Below are 17,392 nucleotides of genomic sequence, written 5' to 3' on the forward strand. Positions count from 1 at the left end.
ATCTCGTGCCCCGCCGTCAACTCTCAGGGCGCCGGCAGGATCGAGGGTGTCCGGCCGGCTAGGCGATAGGCCAGCAGGCCGATCCATTCGCGCACCGCCGTCGTCGTCAGTTGCGCGTTGAGCGACGGCTGGGTGAAGTCGAGGCCAAGGCCAAGCCTGCCGCTGGTACGATAATCCGTCGGCCAGGGAACGACCGGGATATCGAGGGCGCGGAAGAGCCCGACTGAACGGGGGATGTGGAAGGCGGAGGTGACGAGTGCGCAGTTCGAGAGTCCATTCGCCGCCAGCAATTCCTTGGTGTTGCGGGCGTTCTCGAAGGTCGTGCGCGATTGTTCTTCGCGAAGCAGCCGCTCGCCGCCGATGTCGAACGCGGCGAGGAAGCTTTCCGATGCCGCGGCATCTCCGGCATAGGCGCCGCTGAACGAGCCGTCGCCGCCGGAAACGAGAATGCGGGCTTCGGGATAGCGCTTGGCGAGCGCGACCGTTTCGATGAAACGGTCTGCCGCCTGGTTGAATTCGGTGCCGCCGCGACCCGCCATCACCTCGTTCTCGAAGGCGCCGCCCAGCACAACGATGCAGGAGAGCGTCGCAGGTGGTGGCGAGGGGCGCGTGAAACGGTCTTCGAGCGTCTGGAGAGCGTAGGGCCCTGCGGTCGTGAACAGGCAGACGAACAGCACCAGCGCACCAAACGCGCCAAGAAAGCCGCCGATGCGACGCAGGCCCGCCGCCGTCGCCAGCAGCCCGGCAAGGGCGGCGAAGAACGAGAACGACAGCGGCTGGGCGACCAGCCAGAAGATTTTCGAGATCAGGAACATGGCATCAGCTTCTGCGTTTCGATGCTTAACAAACTGTAAACGCGCACCGGATGGGCCGGCTGCAGCGATACACGCCTGTGCGGCTTGTCCGTCTTGTTCGCGTTCGCGCAAGGTTGCTCGCGTAGCTTGTTCATCCGAACGTTGCACAGCCGGGGCCGGCCACCACTTTCATTTGAAGCCGAAAGGAGTATCATCTGGGAGATGACCACGATATCGGGCTTCAGATCCCAGCTGTTTCGTGCCGCCAACGAGGTTCATGAACTTACCCCGGTGCAGGCACAACGGCTGCTCGAAGGCGCAGTGGCGCTGATCCGCTGCATGCGCGAACAGACCGGCATGGAACCCAACACCGATGCCCCTGATGTCACCAATGTCCTGCTCGACATTGCCGCCTCCGTGCCCAACCGATCGGAACGCGAAATCCGCAACGCCCTGCTCGAGTCGGCTGACATCATCCGGCTCTTGACGATGATCCTGGATTCACTGGACGAGTTGGAAACTTAGGATCGTCGCTTAGGTATTGCAGAGCCGGACATATGGAATTGCCGCCGCTAGTCCCCTGCTAGCTCCACACGCTATGGCGAAAATCGTACTTCCTGAGCTCGAAGAAGCGCTGCAGGATCTTAATTGCTAGGCCATATGTGTACTTGGCGCCATCCCGTCATGGTGCCAATCTTCGGTGCCTTCAGGAGGCCGCTTACCCTTCGACTGCTGATAACAGTTGGGTTGTTTCCGCTACCGGATCAGGGTTCGGCATTTGCTCTGATTGCGGCCGGCGGGCTCGAAGTCGGCATGGCTGGCTCACTTGCTCACAAGGCGTTTGCGACGTACGTCGGCTTTTCTAAAGGGCAATCATGTTTAAGCTATGCAGGATGATCTGCAGACCGAGCGCTGCCTGGGTAACCCCGAGCACCACTGCCAATACCTGAAGCGGCGTTCCGATCCACCTTAGAATAGTCTGCGCGAATATCATGGCCGCCCAGTCCAGTGCCAATATCAGCAGTACGATAGCGGTCACGGTGAGGCCTTCAGTCTGGCGGCCACCCGCCAATGTCGCGAAAACGATGACCGCGGCGATTCCATAAGGCGTGACAATCGTTGGAAACGCCAGCGGTGTAAGGGCGAATTTCAGATCTGGCGGCGGTTGGTTTGGCTGAGTTGATATATCCGGCAGGCTGGCGGACGGCTGCAAGACGGTTTGCAAGGCCACGAGAAACAGGATGATGCCCCCAGTCATCGCCAACACAGGCAATGAGATTTCGAAATTCTCAAGCATGGTGCGTCCAAGCACGCCGGCGATGGCCAGGGCGGCTGCGGAAAAGAGGATCGCGCGCCTCGCCATCCGACGTCGCAAGTGGGTGTCGCAACTGTTCGTGATACGCACGAAGGGTACCAGGATCTTGATCGGGCCAAGCATCAGGAAAAGCATGAGGAACATTTTCCGCGCGCCGAACTCCACTTCCGGCAGGCCAGCTTCAAGCGGCGATTGTGCATAGGATTGCATAGGCAAACATACAAGGGCCACCGCAAGGACTAAGCTTAGGCGAATCGAGCACGCAAGACGGTCTTCAAATAAGACCAGCAACTTCAGCGTTGGTTCTATGATCGTGTTTTTACTTTCAAGATCGTAGCGGTGTAGCCGCGCAACCTCATGGAGCTCGGATCGTTCCGTCCCAGGCCGCAACGAGGCTAACTTGAGCAGGGAGGATACCAAGCTTGTTGTGCCTTCGTCTTTTGCACTGTCGAGTAGTTCGACGAATGCGCGATTGCCGTCGATCAACCGAGTGAAGGCAGTGTTCGCATCAGTCGGTCTGGGGCGAACGCCGAGGTCCTTCTCCTCGGACCGGTACTCAATTCCTACCGTTCTCACTGGGGTTCCCAGCCGTTTCAAGGCGCATGTAGAGATTATACTCTCGTTGCAACTTCCGGGCCACCATCAGTGAATCGGGTCACTTGTCGTTGCCCTGAACGAGAGCGCCGATTGAGCGAGTAGACACCAACCACGGCGACAATCGGCGCGGCGGACTTCGACGGCGTGCCGTCCTAGACGATGTAAGCGCTGGCTGCTAGTCTCAAGGTTCGGCTTAGTCTTCTGGCGACCAAGTACAATGGAACACGATCGTGCGTCTTCCGATGTGGGGCTCACCACTGGCGGGAACATTGATTGCCTCCTTTATGATAGGCATCGTGCTACCGCTGCGCTGGTTTGACCGTGCCAAACGAGTCACCGAAAAAAGGCGGGCAAACTAACGCCAGGGTGAGGCCGCTCTTCGGCTTTCGCTTTTCACAGGCGGGAGCGGTGGTGCAAGAGTACTACCTGCCCGATCCCGCCGAAACTCCCGCTTCTGAGCGGGACGATACGTTCCTCTGGGTCCATCTCGACCTTTCCGACCCGTCGATGGTCGACTGGTTGATGCGGCTCGCGATCCCCTCAGACGTTCGGGAGGCTGTTTCCCGTCCAATTCCGCGTGGCCGGATCTTCACTCTCGACACGTTGATATACGGTCAGTTGCGTGACTTGCGCGTTCCGACGGCGGATGAGGGCAGTGGGCGGCAGTCCGCGGCGCTGAGTCTGCTGATCATCCCAGGGCTCGTGGTCACCGGTGGTGTGGAGCCATTGACGACGGTGGAGCGCCTGCGGGAGCGTATCGTCGCCGGCGCGGCGAGAGTTGGCTCTCCAATCTCTCTGCTCACAGAGTTCTTTATTTCGCTCAACTTGCTTGGCGAGCAGGCTCTGGACGAGGCCTCCGAGAATATCGCTCAGCTGGGGTCCAGGATGCTGAGAAGTCAACGCAGCTTCGAGCAGCGCCAAGAGCTGCCGCGCATGCGCCAACAGCTCCTGCAAACGCGCGTGCATGCGATGAACATAGCCCGAGACATGGCGTACAAGCGAACCGCTATGCTGGAGCTTTTGCGCGAATGCCCCCCCATTTCGGAGCCCGGGGACTATCGCGAACTTCGACGTGAAATCGATCGGTACAATGCGCTGATCGACGACATTCGCGACTTTGCCGATCGATGCCAGTCCATTCTCGATGAACAGCGCGCCCAGGTTGAGGAAGCCGCAAGCCGAAACCTCTACATCTTGACGATCTTCTCCGCCGTCTTCATGCCAGCGACGCTAATCGCGGGAATGTGGGGGATGAACGTAAGCTGGTTGCCCTTCGGCGTAGGTGAATACGGTTTCTGGGAAATTTCCGCACTGGTAGCGCTATCGGTTGGTGTCGTCCTGCTCTGGGTTCGTTTGATGCGGATATTGTAGTGGATTTCGGTGTGTCTGAAAGGTGAGGAGGGTGCAGCGCTGATGGTGGCCGGAATGAAATCGGGATAGGCGGCCGGCTTCGTTTCGGAATCAATGGCCGACTTCACCGGAATGCGCATCTTGCGTCGCACTCAGCGCAGTGGACCAGCTCTCTCGTCTCCATGTCGCGGTACGAAATGCGCTCACGTGTGCCGCATCTGGTACACTGAATTTTAAAGCTACCCACAGCAAGATTTTCATTGGCCCTTCTGTGCGGACCGCGTGCTGGTCCAGCGCAGGAGAACCCGAGCTATGTCATCTCGCGACGGCTTTTAGTCTCGCCTCGCCTGTTGACGGAATTGCTGTTGCCGCTCCCGTTGAGCGGCATTCTTCTGTTTGGTGGTTTTCGGCATGTTCGCACCTCCAAGCGCAAGGTGCACTCCGCAGCGTGTAAGAAACCACGTCAGGCGCTCGTAGTTCGAAGATGGCGGATCAACGGCGCAGTTTTTTGAGTTCGGCGTTTCCCTGGCGCGCTCCCCGCATGCCAAAGCAGGATTGGCACCCTTTGGCGCTTCGGTAACATTCGGTATTCATTTAGAGAAGTTTGGTGGAGCTAAGCGGGATCGAACCGCTGACCTCTTGCATGCCATGCAAGCGCTCTCCCAGCTGAGCTATAGCCCCATATCGGGTTCCGGCTAGGCCGGTCCGGGAAGTTCGCCGGGCTGTTTTGCTCGGCGAGTGGCGGCTTATTACTTCCCCTTTTTGAGGATGGCAAGCCGAAAAATGCGTGGCCTGTGGATTTATTTTCAGTCCGGGCCGATTTTCTCCCGTCCGGGCCCTATAGGCCGAGGACGGGAGCATTCTCATGTCATTTGAAGTGCTTAGACGTCTTCGTCTTCGTCGGAAACGCCGATGAGGCCGCTCATGTCGTCGTCGTCTTCGTCCTCGTCGGCTTCGAGGAAGGTATCGTCGTCGTCACCGTCGATTTCGACGTCGTCGTCGCCGAGATCCGGCAGGTCGTCGCCGCCCGCTGCCTCGTCATCGGCATCCTCGAGCGAAACGAGTTCGACTTCGGTGTTCTCTGCATCGACTTCCGTGACGTCTTCTTCTTCTTCCTTCTCGAGCACCTTGGCGACCGAGCTTTCTTCGAAGAAGGACAGCGGGTAGGACTTGCCGGTGTAAGGCGAAACGATCGGATCACGGTTCAGATCGTAGAATTTGCGCCCCGTTTCCGGGTCGATGCGCTTTGTTCCAAGTTCCGGTTTTGCCACAGTCAAAGCCTCTTGAATGGCCGGCCGTGCCGGCTCTTGCCGGAAAACCGGCGGGTGGAAAGGGTATCAAGCTTATGATGATTAGCCGGTCCCCATAATCATCTTGGCAGCATCTGTCAAAGACAAAACTTGCAAGCCCCTGTGTCACGGGCATTCCGGCGCGCGCGAGGATGACCGTTCGCGGTGATTTATGGAAGCGGGGTTGTGGCAGGTGTGCTGCCGAATGCAGGCGTCGGTCTGCAGGGACGCCTTGTGTGCTGCATTGTCTTCTTCGATCCTATCCGGTCTAAGAATAAGAACAGTCGGCCATTCAAGCTGACGCGACTTTGGCGCGTCTTGAGCGCGCGACACCGTCTTGCATGTTTCGAGGATACCGCATGTCGCAAGGATTGGGCCAAGGCCCCGTCACCGCCCGCAAGTCCGACGGCCTCAAGGGCACGGTCCTTGTTCCCGGCGACAAGTCGTTCTCGCATCGGTCGCTGATGCTCGGCGGGCTTGCCGCCGGCGAAACCCGCATCACCGGGCTGCTCGAGGGGGCAGATGTGATCGCCACCGGCCGGGCGATGCAGGCGATGGGTGCCAGGATCCGCAAGGACGGCGACACCTGGATAGTCAACGGCGTCGGCAACGGCGCGTTGCTCGCACCGGAAGCGCCGCTCGATTTCGGCAATGCGGACACCGGTTGCCGCCTCATCATGGGGCTGGTCGGCGTCTATGATTTCGAAACGACTTTCGTCGGTGATGCCTCGCTCAGCCGGCGGCCGATGGCGCGCGTGCTCGATCCTCTGCGCCAGATGGGTGTGCAGGTGAAGGCGGCCGCTGGCGACCGGCTGCCGGCAACGCTTCGCGGACCGAAGACGCCGACGCCGATCAGCTATCGGGTGCCGGTCGCGTCCGCTCAGGTGAAATCGGCGGTGCTTTTGGCCGGCCTCAATGCGCCTGGCATCACCACCGTCATCGAGCCGGTGATGACCCGTGACCACACGGAGCGCCTGCTCCGGAGATTCGGCGCCGAACTCTCGGTCGAAACCGATGCAGAGGGTGTCCGCACCATCAGGCTCGATGGTCGCGGCAGGCTCGTCGGCCAGGAGATCGAGGTACCGGGTGATCCATCCTCGGCGGCGTTCCCGCTTGTCGCGGCGCTTATCGTTCCGGGGTCTGACATTACCATCCGCAACGTGCTGATGAACCGGACCCGTACGGGCTTGATCGTGACGCTCCAGGAGATGGGCGCCGACATCGAGATACTGCAGGCTCGGCTCGCCGGCGGCGAGGATGTGGCGGACCTGCGGGTTCGACATTCCGAACTGAAGGGCGTGACAGTCCCCGCAGAGCAAGCCGCCTCAATGATCGACGACTATCCCATTCTTGCCATCGCGGCCGCCTTTGCCGAAGGCGAGACCGTTATGAGCGGTCTCGATGAGCTGCGCGTGAAGGAGTCCGATCGCCTTGCCGTCATCGCCACAGGCTTGAAACTCAACGGTGTCGATTGCGAAGAAGGCAAGACCTCGCTGGTGCTACGCGGCCGTCCCGCCGGTACTGGGCTAGGCAGCGCCTCCGGCGCGGTCGTGAAGACTGATCTCGACCACCGCATCGCCATGAGCTTCCTTGTCATGGGGCTTGCTTCGGAGCACCCGGTCGCGGTCGATGATGTGTCGATGATCGCGACGAGCTTTCCCGGGTTTATCGAGCTGATGACGGGACTCGGGGCTCAGATCGCGTGAAGTCCATGGCGCTGGTGATAAGGCCCAGGTGGCTGCTGACAATCGCAGTCGTTGTTTTCCTGACGTTGCTGACGCAGATTGGCGGCTTGGTCTGGCTTGTCGCGCTCGGCCTTGCGCGCCGAAGCGGATTGGGAACCCTCGCTTTTCTCGCACTCTTTCTTGGCCTCTATACAGCGGGGGGTGCGCTCAGCTATGCCGTGGCGCCGGTCTTCGGCCGGGTTCCATTGCCCTGTTTCGACGACGGCACGTCGAGGTTCAGGATGCAGTCACCCTTCTTCTGTGTCCTGAACCGCCAATATGTCGTTCCGGAACTAGAAGAAGCAGCCGCCGCGCTGTCGTTGCATATGGATCGGGCATTCCCCGGAACGACAACCTTGGCGCTCGACGCCAATTTCCCATTCTTCGACGGCTTCCCGCTGTTTCCCCATCTCTCCCACTCGGACGGCCGGAAGCTCGATGTGGCGTTCTTTTATCAGGATGCCGATGGCGGATACCTGGATAAGACGACACGCTCGCCGATCGGTTATTTCGCCTTCGAACAGCCGCTCCCGGATAGCATTCTTCCATGCCGGGATCGCGAAGACCTCTTGACCTTGCGGTGGGACTTGGACTTCTTGCAGTCGCTGTGGCGACCCTTACCGCTGGAGGAAGGACGAACTGGCGAAGCGCTCCGCTGGCTCTCCGGAAAGGGCAGCGGGTTCGGTATCGAGAAGATTTTCGTGGAGCCGCATCTGGCGCAAAGGCTTGGCGTCGAGGCGGAGTCCATTAGGTTTCAGGGTTGCAGGGCCGCCAGGCACGACGACCACATACATATGCAGGTTGGAAAATGACGTTCACCATTGCCATCGACGGACCGGCCGCAGCCGGCAAGGGCACGCTCTCGCGTCGGATCGCCGAGGAGTACGGCTTTCACCATCTCGATACGGGGCTGACCTATCGCGCCACCGCCAAGGCGCTGCTGGATGCCGGCCTGCCGCTCGATGACGAGGCGGTCGCCGAAAAGATGGCGCGCGAGGTCGAACTGGCGGGGCTCGATCGTTCCGTGCTGTCCGCCCATGCAATCGGCGAGGCGGCATCGAAGATCGCGGTCATGCCGGCGGTGCGCCGGGCGCTGGTCGAGGCGCAGCGCGCCTTTTCGTTGCGCGAGCCCGGAACGGTGCTCGACGGCCGCGATATCGGCACGGTCGTCTGCCCGGATGCGCCGGTAAAACTCTACGTCACCGCGTCGCCGGAAGTGCGGGCGAAGCGCCGCTTTGACGAGATCGTCGGCAACGGTCAGCCGGCCGATTTTGAGGCGATCTTCGAGGATGTGAAGAAGCGCGACGAGCGCGACATGGGGCGCGCCGACAGTCCTTTGCGTCCCGCCGATGACGCGCACTTGCTTGATACGTCTGAAATGAGTATAGAGGCGGCGTTTCAGGCCGCGAAGTCTTTGATCGATGCGGCCCTGATCAAGAAGATCTGAAGAAGAGCCTATCCCCGACACTGTCAGGATCGCTCTTCTTGCATAGCCTGAAATTCCGTCCACGCGCCGGATTGTCCCTTTGATGGGACGGACTGGGTTCAGGCCTGTTCAACACCAGCCCCCGGCGCATGTGCGTCTCCACGCGAGATGCATGCAGGAGATTCCATGTCTGCTACCAATCCTACCCGTGACGATTTCGCCGCCCTTCTCGAAGAATCCTTCGCGAAGACCGATCTCGCCGAAGGCTATGTTGCCAAGGGCATCGTTACGGCCATCGAAAAGGACGTCGCCGTTGTCGACGTCGGTCTGAAGGTCGAAGGCCGCATCGCTCTGAAGGAATTCGGCGCGAAGGCCAAGGACGGCTCGCTCAAGGTCGGCGACGAAGTCGAAGTCTACGTTGAGCGTATCGAAAACGCGCTCGGCGAAGCTGTTCTGTCGCGCGAAAAGGCTCGCCGCGAAGAAAGCTGGATGCGCCTGGAAGTGAAGTTCGAAGCCGGCGAACGCGTCGAAGGCATCATCTTCAACCAGGTCAAGGGTGGCTTCACCGTCGATCTCGACGGCGCCGTTGCCTTCCTTCCGCGTTCGCAGGTCGACATCCGTCCGATCCGCGACGTCACCCCGCTGATGCACAACCCGCAGCCCTTCGAAATCCTCAAGATGGACAAGCGCCGCGGCAACATCGTCGTTTCGCGTCGTACGGTTCTCGAAGAGTCCCGCGCCGAGCAGCGTTCTGAAATCGTTCAGAACCTTGAAGAAGGCCAGGTTGTCGAAGGCGTCGTCAAGAACATCACCGACTACGGTGCGTTCGTCGACCTCGGCGGCATCGACGGTCTGCTCCATGTCACCGACATGGCATGGCGCCGCGTGAACCATCCGTCGGAGATCCTGAACATCGGCCAGCAGGTCAAGGTTCAGATCATCCGCATCAACCAGGAAACCCACCGCATCTCGCTCGGCATGAAGCAGCTCGAGTCGGATCCGTGGGATGGCATCGGCGCGAAGTACCCGGTCGGCAAGAAGATCTCCGGTACCGTCACGAACATCACCGACTACGGTGCATTCGTCGAGCTGGAGCCGGGCATCGAAGGCCTGATCCACATCTCCGAAATGTCCTGGACCAAGAAGAACGTACACCCCGGCAAGATCCTGTCCACGAGCCAGGAAGTCGACGTTGTCGTTCTCGAAGTCGATCCGACCAAGCGTCGTATCTCGCTCGGCCTCAAGCAGACGCTCGAGAACCCGTGGCAGGCATTCGCGCATAGCCATCCGGCTGGCACCGAAGTCGAAGGCGAAGTCAAGAACAAGACCGAATTCGGCCTGTTCATCGGCCTCGACGGCGACGTCGACGGCATGGTTCACCTTTCCGACCTCGACTGGAACCGTCCGGGCGAGCAGGTCATCGAAGAGTTCAACAAGGGCGACGTTGTTCGCGCTGTTGTTCTTGACGTCGACGTCGAAAAGGAGCGCATCTCGCTCGGCATCAAGCAGCTCGGCAAGGATGCAGTCGGCGATGCCGCTGCTTCCGGCGAACTGCGCAAGAACGCCGTTGTTTCGGCCGAAATCATCGCGATCAACGATGGCGGCATCGAAGTGAAGCTCGTCAACCACGAAGACATCACCTCGTTCATCCGCCGCGCTGACCTCGCGCGTGACCGCGACGAACAGCGTCCGGAGCGTTTCTCGGTTGGTCAGGTTGTCGACGCCCGCGTCACCAACTTCTCCAAGAAGGACCGCAAGATCCAGCTGTCGATCAAGGCTCTGGAAATCGCCGAAGAGAAGGAAGCCGTTGCTCAGTTCGGTTCGTCCGACTCGGGCGCTTCGCTCGGCGACATCCTTGGCGCGGCTCTGAAGAACCGCCAGAACAACGAGTAATCGTTGCCTGACATCTGAACTGAAAAACCCGCGGAGAGCGATCTCCGCGGGTTTTTCTTTGCTCGAATGCTTGCTCGGGTCGCGCCCTCAGCCGAGGCCGCCGAGCCTGCGGTAGAGATCATAGGCGTCGGGTGCTTCCGGTGCCCCGTCGTCGAGCAGGGCTTCGTCCATTGGTTCTGCTCCACCTGCCTGATCGTCCCCGTCGCCTTCTTCTGCGCCCTCATCTTCCTCCGAGGCCTGATCCTCAGATCCGCCGGGCATTTCATAGCTGGGGTTTTCGGCCTCCGCCGCATCCTTGGCGGCCAGCGGGTAGGGGATCATGGCAAAGGGAATGGCTTCGCGCGGCAGACCGTTTTCGACCAGCCTGGCGATGACCTGCTGCATCGTCTGCTCATCGGCTGTGCGTTGTGGCCGCATGTCCGCAGGCGTACGCTGGGCCGCCTTTGCGTCCTCCGCCTGGTCGTCGAGCACGGACGGCAGGGCGTTGCCGCCGTCCGGGACCTCGCGCTGGCGCACCGCAGCGTCGATTGCACGCACCGGTGTGGCCGCTTCCTTTACCGGGACCGGCGCCGGCGCGTCGCTACGATCGGCGTGCTCAGCCGTCGGTCTGGTCTCGGCGCCGGCCGTGCTTCCGGGCAGGGCCACGCTGTCACGGATGAGCGTCTTGATCGCCTCGAAGAGTACCCGCATCGGCCGGGCTTCGGGATTGCCGCGACCGGCCGCCGTTGTTGTCTTGGCGTCCTTCTCCTCCTCGGCATCGGGCATCGGGCCGTAGGTGCCGTCGGGGTCTGCGTCCTCGGCGGTTTCGGCAGTCGCATCGGCTTCGGCCGGCGCCGCGGTGCTCTCGCCAGCTGGGGCCTCGATTTCGACTTGCCCACCATCGGTCGGGGGCACGGTTTCCTGGCGTTCGGGGGCGAAGGCCGTTTGCGACGCTTCCTCGACTTCGCCTTCACCTGCAAGCAGGGCGGCGGCGGTTTCGACCTGGGTGCCTTCCGGCGACGTGGGCTTGCCCGCGCTCGCACGCGCGTCGCTTCGCTCGGCCGGTGCGGCGTTTCGAGCTTTGGAGGGCGCCTCTGTCGTTCCGGCCTGGTCCGGGTCGTCGCCTTGCGGTTCGAGCGCTTCGGTGTCGTTGCCGACCCCAAAGGTCTTGCGCAGCACCGTCTGCAGCAGCGCGACCTCGCCGGCAACTGGCGCTCGTGCCGCCGCCGGGTTGAGAGGCATTGCCGGTTGGAGGGAAGGATTGCGCAGGATCACGTCCCGCGCCTGGGCGGGCATCGGAGTGGCGGTGCTGCTCGGCGCGCTCGTGCCATTGCGGACCGCCGGCAGTTCGGCGAGCAGGCCGACCCGGACGGCAAGGCTGCGCCCGCCGAGCTGGCGCTCGAGCAACAGCCGATCGGACGCCGGCATCGTTTCGAGGAAGGCAACCAGGCGCCGCACGAAATCCCGCCCGCCTTCCTGCGGCAGTGGCGGGAACTTCAGGATGCGCGCCAGGTCCTCCATCAGTCGCACCAAGGCGTCCTTGGAGAGGATTTCGCGACCCGAGAGGTGTCGGGTCAGCGCGTCCAGGATCTTTTGAATGGCTTCGCCGCGTTGGCCGGCGGGCAACAGTGCTGCAGGCTGTTGCGTTTTGGTGTTTGTATCTTCTGCGGTAGCGGCCGCGGCTCGGGCCGTCTGGATGGGTATCAGCATTCTGGTCTCCATCTCGCTTGACCTCAGGTTGACCAATCGTCGTTGACCGACGAAACGCGGGTGCACGCTGGACACGGGACCGATTTCCGGCGCGCGTGCGAGCTGTTTTCTTTGTCACTTACGGGTAGGCGCTTCATGCGCGTCTACAGCGCCGCGCGACTTATGACGCGCAAAGGTCGTTGTAGCTCTTGGGCCAATGGCCGGACAGCCGCGACAAGGTCGCGGATAAGGGAATCGGCATGATGTCTAAGGTTAGGTGAAAGAGGTTTATGAAATCTTAACCAAGTTTCGATCGCTGCGGCGGTCGGCGGCTCTTGCCTCAAGCCTCCGGCAGCGCCATCTTCTGGGCTCGTGAGGAGTTCCGGATGAGCCTACGTCCCCCAAAAGCCCTGAGCCCGACCTTCGCGACCACCGGCGCCTTCAACGTGCTCGAATATGAACTCATGTCGGAGCGGGCCGATGCGCTCGGTCGGCATGGACTGAAGGTGGAAAAGGCGCTTGCCGCACTGTCGGAGCTAAAGGCGGAGGCAGCCCCGGATTTGCGCGAGCGGCTTCTCGATGAAGCGGCCGATGCCGTCTGGGCGTTTTTCATCCAGCGCGAGATCTGCGGCCTGCGTGACAGCCGCGATGCCGTTCGCCGTTACGGCATTCCCAAGGAGGTCATGGCAAGGCTCGGCATCGTGCGGAGGAAATGATCAGAAGCTCTGCGCCGCCAGGCTGTACAGGCCGTTCTCATCGAAGCGAACCAGGTTTTGCAGCTCGGCTTCGCGGCGCTCGGCGACATTTTCCATCTCGTCCTTGAGCTGGAGCGCCCGAAGCTGCGCGCTTTGTTCGACCAGCGACTGCTTGTCAGTGCTTCGCGTGGGATCGTTGCGCAAGCTGTCGACCTGGGCTTCCTCGAGCGACCCGGAATCCGCTGGGCTCTTCAGCCGATCCACCGCCTTGGCAGCCTGTGCCTGACTCTGTGAACTCTTGCCGCTCGTTTCTCCAAGCGCCGCCTTCAGCGTCTCGTTTTCCCGGCCGCCCGGATTTTTGAGTGCCTCAGCCAGTTCGGTGAGGGAGAGGCCGAGCCTATCCAGCCCAAGCTGCTCTTCGACCTTGGCGGCATCGCTCGGATCCAGATCCTTGATCTGGTTTTCGAGCGCTCTTGCGAATGCGGCGTCGGATTTGAAACTCTCGCGGTCGAGGTCGAAGAACTCGCCGACCTGGCGAACGAGAGCCGCGCGATTGCTGTTGGGGTCGTTCTGGGTGCGATCGAAGAAGTGCGCGTTGATCTTGTCGTTGGCCGCCTTGCGGGCATCGTCGGACTGGACCTGCGCCTTCAGGACCTTGTCGTCCTTTGTGCCCCTGGCCTTTTCTTCTTCTTCCGCCTGTCGCTTTTCGATGTCCTTGAGGATCGAGCCGACCAGACTGGTCGTTGCGGTGGCGGTCGACTGCTGGGTCGGAAGCAGCATGTATGATCCCCGGGCAGCATCGTGGAGTTTTCCGAAACGGTAGGTCGTCGCGGTTAATGCCGGCTTAACCGAAGTTTCCCACAAATCGGGACCGATCAGGCAGACGAAGCCTTCTGCTCCGCGATTGCGCACGGAGAGATGCATGAGGCGGAATCGCCTTGACCACGCGGCGCGTCAGTCTCGCCTACCGATAAGGCGAGTAGCAGACCCTGTACGCACCACCGTAGCTTAGGAATCGGTTGGTCGCCGGATTATAGGAGCGGTAGCGCGACATGCACCAGCTCACATGTGAGCCGCCGCCAACATATCGGTCACGATAGTAGTAGTTACCGCCGTAGTAGCGACGCGGGTAGTAGCCATAGCGCGGATAGTATCCGTAGCGGGGGTAGTAGCCGCCATAGCGCGGGTAGTAACCGCCATAATAGCCGCCACCGTAATAGCCGCCGGAGCCGAAGTAGAAGCTCAGTCCCGAGCCATAATACGGGCCGCCCCACCCTCGACCATAGTAGGGGCCGCCGCCCCACCCGCGACGCCAGCCGTACCCGCCATATCCGCCGTAGCGCCGGTGATAATACTGCACATTCTGGACGTCGCCCTGTGCCTTGATCTGCAGATCGGGCGCCTGAATCGGCATTGCCTCAACAGGTCCGATGGGGGTGATCAGGGAGGTGGCGGCCAGGCTGCAGCCGATAACGAAATTGCGAAATCCCGTCATTTTATCCTCACTTTCAGAAGGCCATGCCTTCCGGTTGTGTCCCTGCCTGTATTACGTTTGTTTTTCTTGGTTTATTCATGGCGCCGAGCGCGCCGCGTGGTTGCGGGAACCACCGGATTTCCGCCCGTTGCCCTGCAGGGTACGATGCGCCTATCCTTCGGGAGTGTCACTGCGGTTCTTGTCCGATCCTTTTCCGTCGTCAGCGAGGTACGCGATGCAATTGAAATTTGGCACCAGTGGCTTGCGCGGCCTCTCCGAGGAACTGAAGGGCGAGCCCTCCGCCCGCTACGCGACGGCTTTTGCCCGGCACCTCGTGGCGTCCGGGCACAGCAAGCCCGGTGATCCCATTCTGATTGCTCGCGATTTTCGCGACTCGAGCCCCGAGATCGCGGCCGTTTGCGCCGCGGCGCTGTCGCGCGAGGGGCTGCGTGTATTTGACTGTGGCACCCTGCCGACGCCCGCACTGGCGCTCTACGGCCTTGCCAATGGGGCGGCGGGCCTGATGATCACCGGCTCCCACATTCCGGCCGATCGCAACGGCATCAAGTTCTATCGGCCGGATGGTGAGATCGACAAGGAGGACGAGATGGCGATCAGCCGCATCGCCGATGGAATTGCACAACAGATCGCGCCGGTCGCCGATGCCGGGACCGGGGAGGATCACGCAGCCAGGGCCGCCGCCCTCTTCATGGAACGGAACCGGCAATTGCTGCCGGTCGGAGCGCTTTCCGGGCTCAAGGTCGGTGTCTACCAGCATAGCACCGTCGCCCGCGACCTGATCGCCGAACTGCTGGCTCACTTCGGCGCCGATGTCGTCGCCCTTGGGCGCTCGGAGCATTTCATTCCGGTCGATACCGAGGCGGTTTCGGCGGAGACGATCGAGCGGCTTCAGGATTGGGCGCGCGAACATCGCCTCGATGCGATCGTCTCGGCGGATGGCGACGGCGACCGGCCCCTGGTCGCCGACGAGAACGGATTGCCCCTGCGCGGTGACCTGCTGGGCCTGATGGCTTGCGGTTTCGTCGGGGCGCGGCTTGCCGTCACTCCGGTCACGTCGAATTCGGGCCTTGAGGGCAGGGAAGGGCTCTCTGTCCTGCGCACCCGTGTCGGTTCGCCTTTCGTGATCGCCGGCATGCACCAGGCGCTCAAAGAGGGCGCCCAGAAGGTCGCCGGCTTCGAGGCCAATGGCGGCACGCTGACCGCGAGCTCCTTTGAGGTCAATGGCGCAAGGCTGGAAGCGCTGCCCACCCGGGATAGCTTTCTGCCGCTTGTTGCGACACTGGCCGCGGCGGCCGAGGCCAGGCTTTCGCTTTCTGCGCTCGCCGCTTCCTACCGCTTGCCTGTGGCGCTCAGCGATCGGCTTGAAAACTTCCCCGTGGAAACCAGCGCCTTGCTGATGGCCTATCTACGCGCAAGCGAGGCAAACCTTAAGGAATTCCTGGCGCCGATCGGCGGCGTCGCGGCGCTGAGCGACATCGATGGTCTGAGGGTGACGCTGGATGATGGTCGGATAATCCATTTCCGGCCCTCGGGCAACGCGCCGGAGATGCGGTGCTATGTCGAGGCGGAGACACCGGAGGCCGCCGAAGGACTGCTCTCAAGGGGGCTATCCACAATCCGCCGGTGGACAGAATCCGCTTCGAACTGAGTTTTTTGCAATCCGACACGAAAACTTCAAAAACCCTGTTGACACTTCAGCCCGAGCCTTTTACACCCCCGCTCGTCGCCCAGATGGCGGAATTGGTAGACGCGCCAGCTTCAGGTGCTGGTACTCGCAAGGGTGTGGAGGTTCGAGTCCTCTTCTGGGCACCAAATTCCCAAGCCAAATCGTTGATTTGGTTTTGAAAAACCCCGGTTCGCCGGGGTTTTTTCGTTTCTGGCGCTGGGCCTTTTTCGGGGCTGGTTCTTCTCGATCAGATGTCGATTTCCCGCCAATTGGGTTGCGCTTCGACGGTATTTTCGAGCACCGCGACTTGAAGCTTTCAGCGACAGCAATGATATTCTATCCGGACAAAAATGAGTGGGACGCGTGGCGACGGTGCATGCGCTTTTGGCAAGCGTGGCTTGGGACGCCAGACCGGTGTTCGCAAGCGGGGGCAGGCGCGCGACGCAACACCTGTCGATGCGAAGCTATGCAGTCATCCGTCGTGCTGGCGGATTTTGAGTGAGGACGAAGGCGATGTCGGAGACACGTCGTAAGCTGACCACCATCTTTTCCGCGGATGTCCAGGACTACACGCGGCTGATGCGCGCCGATGAGGAAGGCACGCTCGCCACGCTGAAAGCGTATCGCGATGCCATGGGGCGGCTCATCGAGGCCCGTGAGGGTCGCGTCGTCAATACCTGGGGCGATGGTCTGATCGCTGAGTTTCCGAGCGTCGTGGAGGCCCTGCGCACGGCGATCGACGTGCAGAATGAATTGGCCGGCTGCAACGCCAAGTGCCCGGCCGACGAACAGATGCTGTTTCGCATCGGCCTCAATCTCGGCGATGTGATTGCCGAAGGCGACGATCTCTATGGCGATGGCGTGAATGTTGCCGCGCGCCTTCAGGCCTCGGCGCCCGCCGGTGGCATCGTCATTTCCAACACGGTCTATGACCAGGTGCGCAACAAGGTCGCCGTCGGTTTCGACTTTCTGGGGCCGCTCGAAGTGAAGAACATCGATGGCGGTATCCCGAGTTACGCCGTGCGAATCGGCGCGCCGACTGTACAGGTCGCGGCCGAGGGCGGTCTCTTTGGTCGAGGCGTTGGAAAGAAGGCAGCCCGCGAGGCGGCCAGTCCGGCCACCGGTGCGGCCAAGGCCGCCGACTCGGTTGCCGTTGCCAACAGACGCTCGGTTCCGGTGCTGGCGGTCATCGCTGCGGGACTGGCAGCGCTCAACCTGCTCACCTGGGACGGTGTGTTCTGGGCAGTCTGGCCAATGCTCGGTGTTGCCATTCTTGCCGGTCTCTCCTGGCTCAAGACCAACCGTTGGGTGGACCGCGGCATTGGCATACTTGCGCTTTCCGGACTGGTGCTGCTGACCATCAATCTTCTGACGTGGCATGGCGTCTTCTGGGCGGTGTGGCCGTTGCTCGGTCTTGCCGTGGCGGCCGGCCTTCGCTGGGTCACCCGGCAGCGCCGCAGCCTGCGCTCTTGAAAGCGGC

Annotated in this window: 15 protein-coding genes and 2 tRNA genes; 10 read left to right on the forward strand and 7 right to left on the reverse strand. The window is 61.5% G+C overall.

Translation table 11 applies throughout. The features are described 5' to 3' along the window. Window positions 1-23: 23 nt before the first annotated feature. The gene (locus PWG15_RS19500) at window positions 24-815 is read right to left on the reverse strand and encodes a YdcF family protein (protein ID WP_275022211.1); all 792 of its coding nucleotides are present in this window, start codon (window positions 813-815) and stop codon (window positions 24-26) included. Window positions 816-1,016: 201 nt separating this feature from the next. On the opposite strand from PWG15_RS19500, the gene PWG15_RS19505 reads away from it, so the two are divergent. Continuing rightward, window positions 1,017-1,319, forward strand: a complete 303-nt coding sequence (locus tag PWG15_RS19505; RefSeq protein ID WP_275022212.1) for a hypothetical protein — start codon at window positions 1,017-1,019, stop codon at window positions 1,317-1,319. 337 nt (window positions 1,320-1,656) lie between these two features. On the opposite strand, the gene PWG15_RS19510 is transcribed toward PWG15_RS19505, so the two are convergent. After that, window positions 1,657-2,685, reverse strand: coding sequence for a MarC family protein (locus PWG15_RS19510; RefSeq protein WP_275022213.1), 1,029 nt, complete (start codon window positions 2,683-2,685; stop codon window positions 1,657-1,659). 432 nt (window positions 2,686-3,117) lie between these two features. Between PWG15_RS19510 and PWG15_RS19515 the strand changes: the two genes are divergently transcribed. Continuing rightward, window positions 3,118-4,077, forward strand: coding sequence for a CorA family divalent cation transporter (locus PWG15_RS19515; protein WP_275022214.1), 960 nt, complete (start codon window positions 3,118-3,120; stop codon window positions 4,075-4,077). A gap of 584 nt (window positions 4,078-4,661) precedes the next feature. Here the strand turns inward: PWG15_RS19515 and PWG15_RS19520 are convergent. Next, window positions 4,662-4,737: transfer RNA gene (locus PWG15_RS19520), tRNA-Ala, on the reverse strand. A 200-nt stretch (window positions 4,738-4,937) separates the two neighbouring features. Continuing rightward, complete coding sequence (locus PWG15_RS19525) at window positions 4,938-5,327, reverse strand: TIGR02300 family protein (protein ID WP_275022215.1); 390 nt, start codon at window positions 5,325-5,327, stop codon at window positions 4,938-4,940. 377 nt (window positions 5,328-5,704) lie between these two features. Between PWG15_RS19525 and aroA the strand changes: the two genes are divergently transcribed. From aroA to rpsA, 4 genes are all read left to right on the forward strand, one after another. Next, window positions 5,705-7,051, forward strand: coding sequence for a 3-phosphoshikimate 1-carboxyvinyltransferase (aroA, locus tag PWG15_RS19530; protein ID WP_275022216.1), 1,347 nt, complete (start codon window positions 5,705-5,707; stop codon window positions 7,049-7,051). A 5-nt stretch (window positions 7,052-7,056) separates the two neighbouring features. Further along, window positions 7,057-7,881: a hypothetical protein gene (locus tag PWG15_RS19535; protein WP_275022217.1), complete on the forward strand. Its 825-nt coding sequence runs from the start codon at window positions 7,057-7,059 to the stop codon at window positions 7,879-7,881. Next, window positions 7,878-8,516 carry a (d)CMP kinase gene (gene cmk / locus PWG15_RS19540; protein WP_275022218.1) on the forward strand — a complete coding sequence of 213 codons (639 nt, stop codon included), beginning with the start codon at window positions 7,878-7,880 and terminating at the stop codon, window positions 8,514-8,516. Before PWG15_RS19535 ends, cmk begins: the two co-directional genes overlap by 4 nt. A gap of 165 nt (window positions 8,517-8,681) precedes the next feature. Next, the gene (gene rpsA, locus PWG15_RS19545) at window positions 8,682-10,388 is read left to right on the forward strand and encodes a 30S ribosomal protein S1 (RefSeq protein ID WP_275022219.1); all 1,707 of its coding nucleotides are present in this window, start codon (window positions 8,682-8,684) and stop codon (window positions 10,386-10,388) included. Window positions 10,389-10,475: 87 nt separating this feature from the next. Here the strand turns inward: rpsA and PWG15_RS19550 are convergent, their stop codons facing one another. Then, window positions 10,476-12,077, reverse strand: a complete 1,602-nt coding sequence (locus PWG15_RS19550; RefSeq protein ID WP_275022220.1) for a hypothetical protein — start codon at window positions 12,075-12,077, stop codon at window positions 10,476-10,478. A 365-nt stretch (window positions 12,078-12,442) separates the two neighbouring features. Between PWG15_RS19550 and PWG15_RS19555 the strand changes: the two genes are divergently transcribed. Beyond that, window positions 12,443-12,772 (forward strand): DUF6665 family protein, encoded by a 330-nt coding sequence (locus tag PWG15_RS19555; RefSeq protein ID WP_275022222.1) that lies wholly within the window; start codon window positions 12,443-12,445, stop codon window positions 12,770-12,772. Here the strand turns inward: PWG15_RS19555 and PWG15_RS19560 are convergent, their stop codons facing one another. Together PWG15_RS19560 and PWG15_RS19565 are read right to left on the reverse strand one after the other, a co-directional pair. Further along, on the reverse strand, window positions 12,773-13,531 hold the full coding sequence (locus tag PWG15_RS19560) for a hypothetical protein (RefSeq protein ID WP_275022223.1): 759 nt from the start codon (window positions 13,529-13,531) through the stop codon (window positions 12,773-12,775). It lies immediately after the preceding gene. A gap of 184 nt (window positions 13,532-13,715) precedes the next feature. Next, on the reverse strand, window positions 13,716-14,111 hold the full coding sequence (locus PWG15_RS19565) for a BA14K family protein (protein WP_425536718.1): 396 nt from the start codon (window positions 14,109-14,111) through the stop codon (window positions 13,716-13,718). 349 nt (window positions 14,112-14,460) lie between these two features. On the opposite strand from PWG15_RS19565, the gene PWG15_RS19570 reads away from it, so the two are divergent. The 3 genes from PWG15_RS19570 (at window position 14,461) to PWG15_RS19580 (ending at window position 17,385) form a co-directional block, all read left to right on the forward strand. Beyond that, entirely contained in the window at window positions 14,461-15,894 is a 1,434-nt protein-coding gene (locus tag PWG15_RS19570; protein ID WP_275022225.1) for a phosphomannomutase, read from the forward strand. Window positions 15,895-15,971: 77 nt separating this feature from the next. Then, window positions 15,972-16,058, forward strand: a tRNA-Leu gene (locus tag PWG15_RS19575). A gap of 367 nt (window positions 16,059-16,425) precedes the next feature. Further along, a complete protein-coding gene (locus PWG15_RS19580; RefSeq protein ID WP_275022226.1) occupies window positions 16,426-17,385 on the forward strand; it encodes an adenylate/guanylate cyclase domain-containing protein in 960 nt (319 codons plus the stop codon). Window positions 17,386-17,392: the final 7 nt, after the last annotated feature.

This window comes from Ensifer adhaerens, from assembly GCF_028993555.1.
Taxonomy (GTDB): Bacteria; Pseudomonadota; Alphaproteobacteria; order Rhizobiales; family Rhizobiaceae; genus Ensifer; species Ensifer adhaerens_I.

Excerpts from the sequence above, each read along its gene's own strand:
- PWG15_RS19570 (WP_275022225.1), top strand. The coding sequence starts at position 14,461 with ATGCAATTGAAATTTGGCACCAGTGGCTTGCGCGGCCTCTCCGAGGAA.
- PWG15_RS19535 (WP_275022217.1), top strand. The coding sequence starts at position 7,057 with ATGGCGCTGGTGATAAGGCCCAGGTGGCTGCTGACAATCGCAGTCGTT.
- aroA (WP_275022216.1), top strand. The coding sequence starts at position 5,705 with ATGTCGCAAGGATTGGGCCAAGGCCCCGTCACCGCCCGCAAGTCCGAC.
- rpsA (WP_275022219.1), top strand. The coding sequence starts at position 8,682 with ATGTCTGCTACCAATCCTACCCGTGACGATTTCGCCGCCCTTCTCGAA.
- cmk (WP_275022218.1), top strand. The coding sequence starts at position 7,878 with ATGACGTTCACCATTGCCATCGACGGACCGGCCGCAGCCGGCAAGGGC.
- PWG15_RS19555 (WP_275022222.1), top strand. The coding sequence starts at position 12,443 with ATGAGCCTACGTCCCCCAAAAGCCCTGAGCCCGACCTTCGCGACCACC.
- PWG15_RS19550 (WP_275022220.1), bottom strand. The coding sequence starts at position 12,077 with ATGCTGATACCCATCCAGACGGCCCGAGCCGCGGCCGCTACCGCAGAA.
- PWG15_RS19560 (WP_275022223.1), bottom strand. The coding sequence starts at position 13,531 with ATGCTGCTTCCGACCCAGCAGTCGACCGCCACCGCAACGACCAGTCTG.
- PWG15_RS19505 (WP_275022212.1), top strand. The coding sequence starts at position 1,017 with ATGACCACGATATCGGGCTTCAGATCCCAGCTGTTTCGTGCCGCCAAC.
- PWG15_RS19500 (WP_275022211.1), bottom strand. The coding sequence starts at position 815 with ATGTTCCTGATCTCGAAAATCTTCTGGCTGGTCGCCCAGCCGCTGTCG.
- PWG15_RS19580 (WP_275022226.1), top strand. The coding sequence starts at position 16,426 with ATGTCGGAGACACGTCGTAAGCTGACCACCATCTTTTCCGCGGATGTC.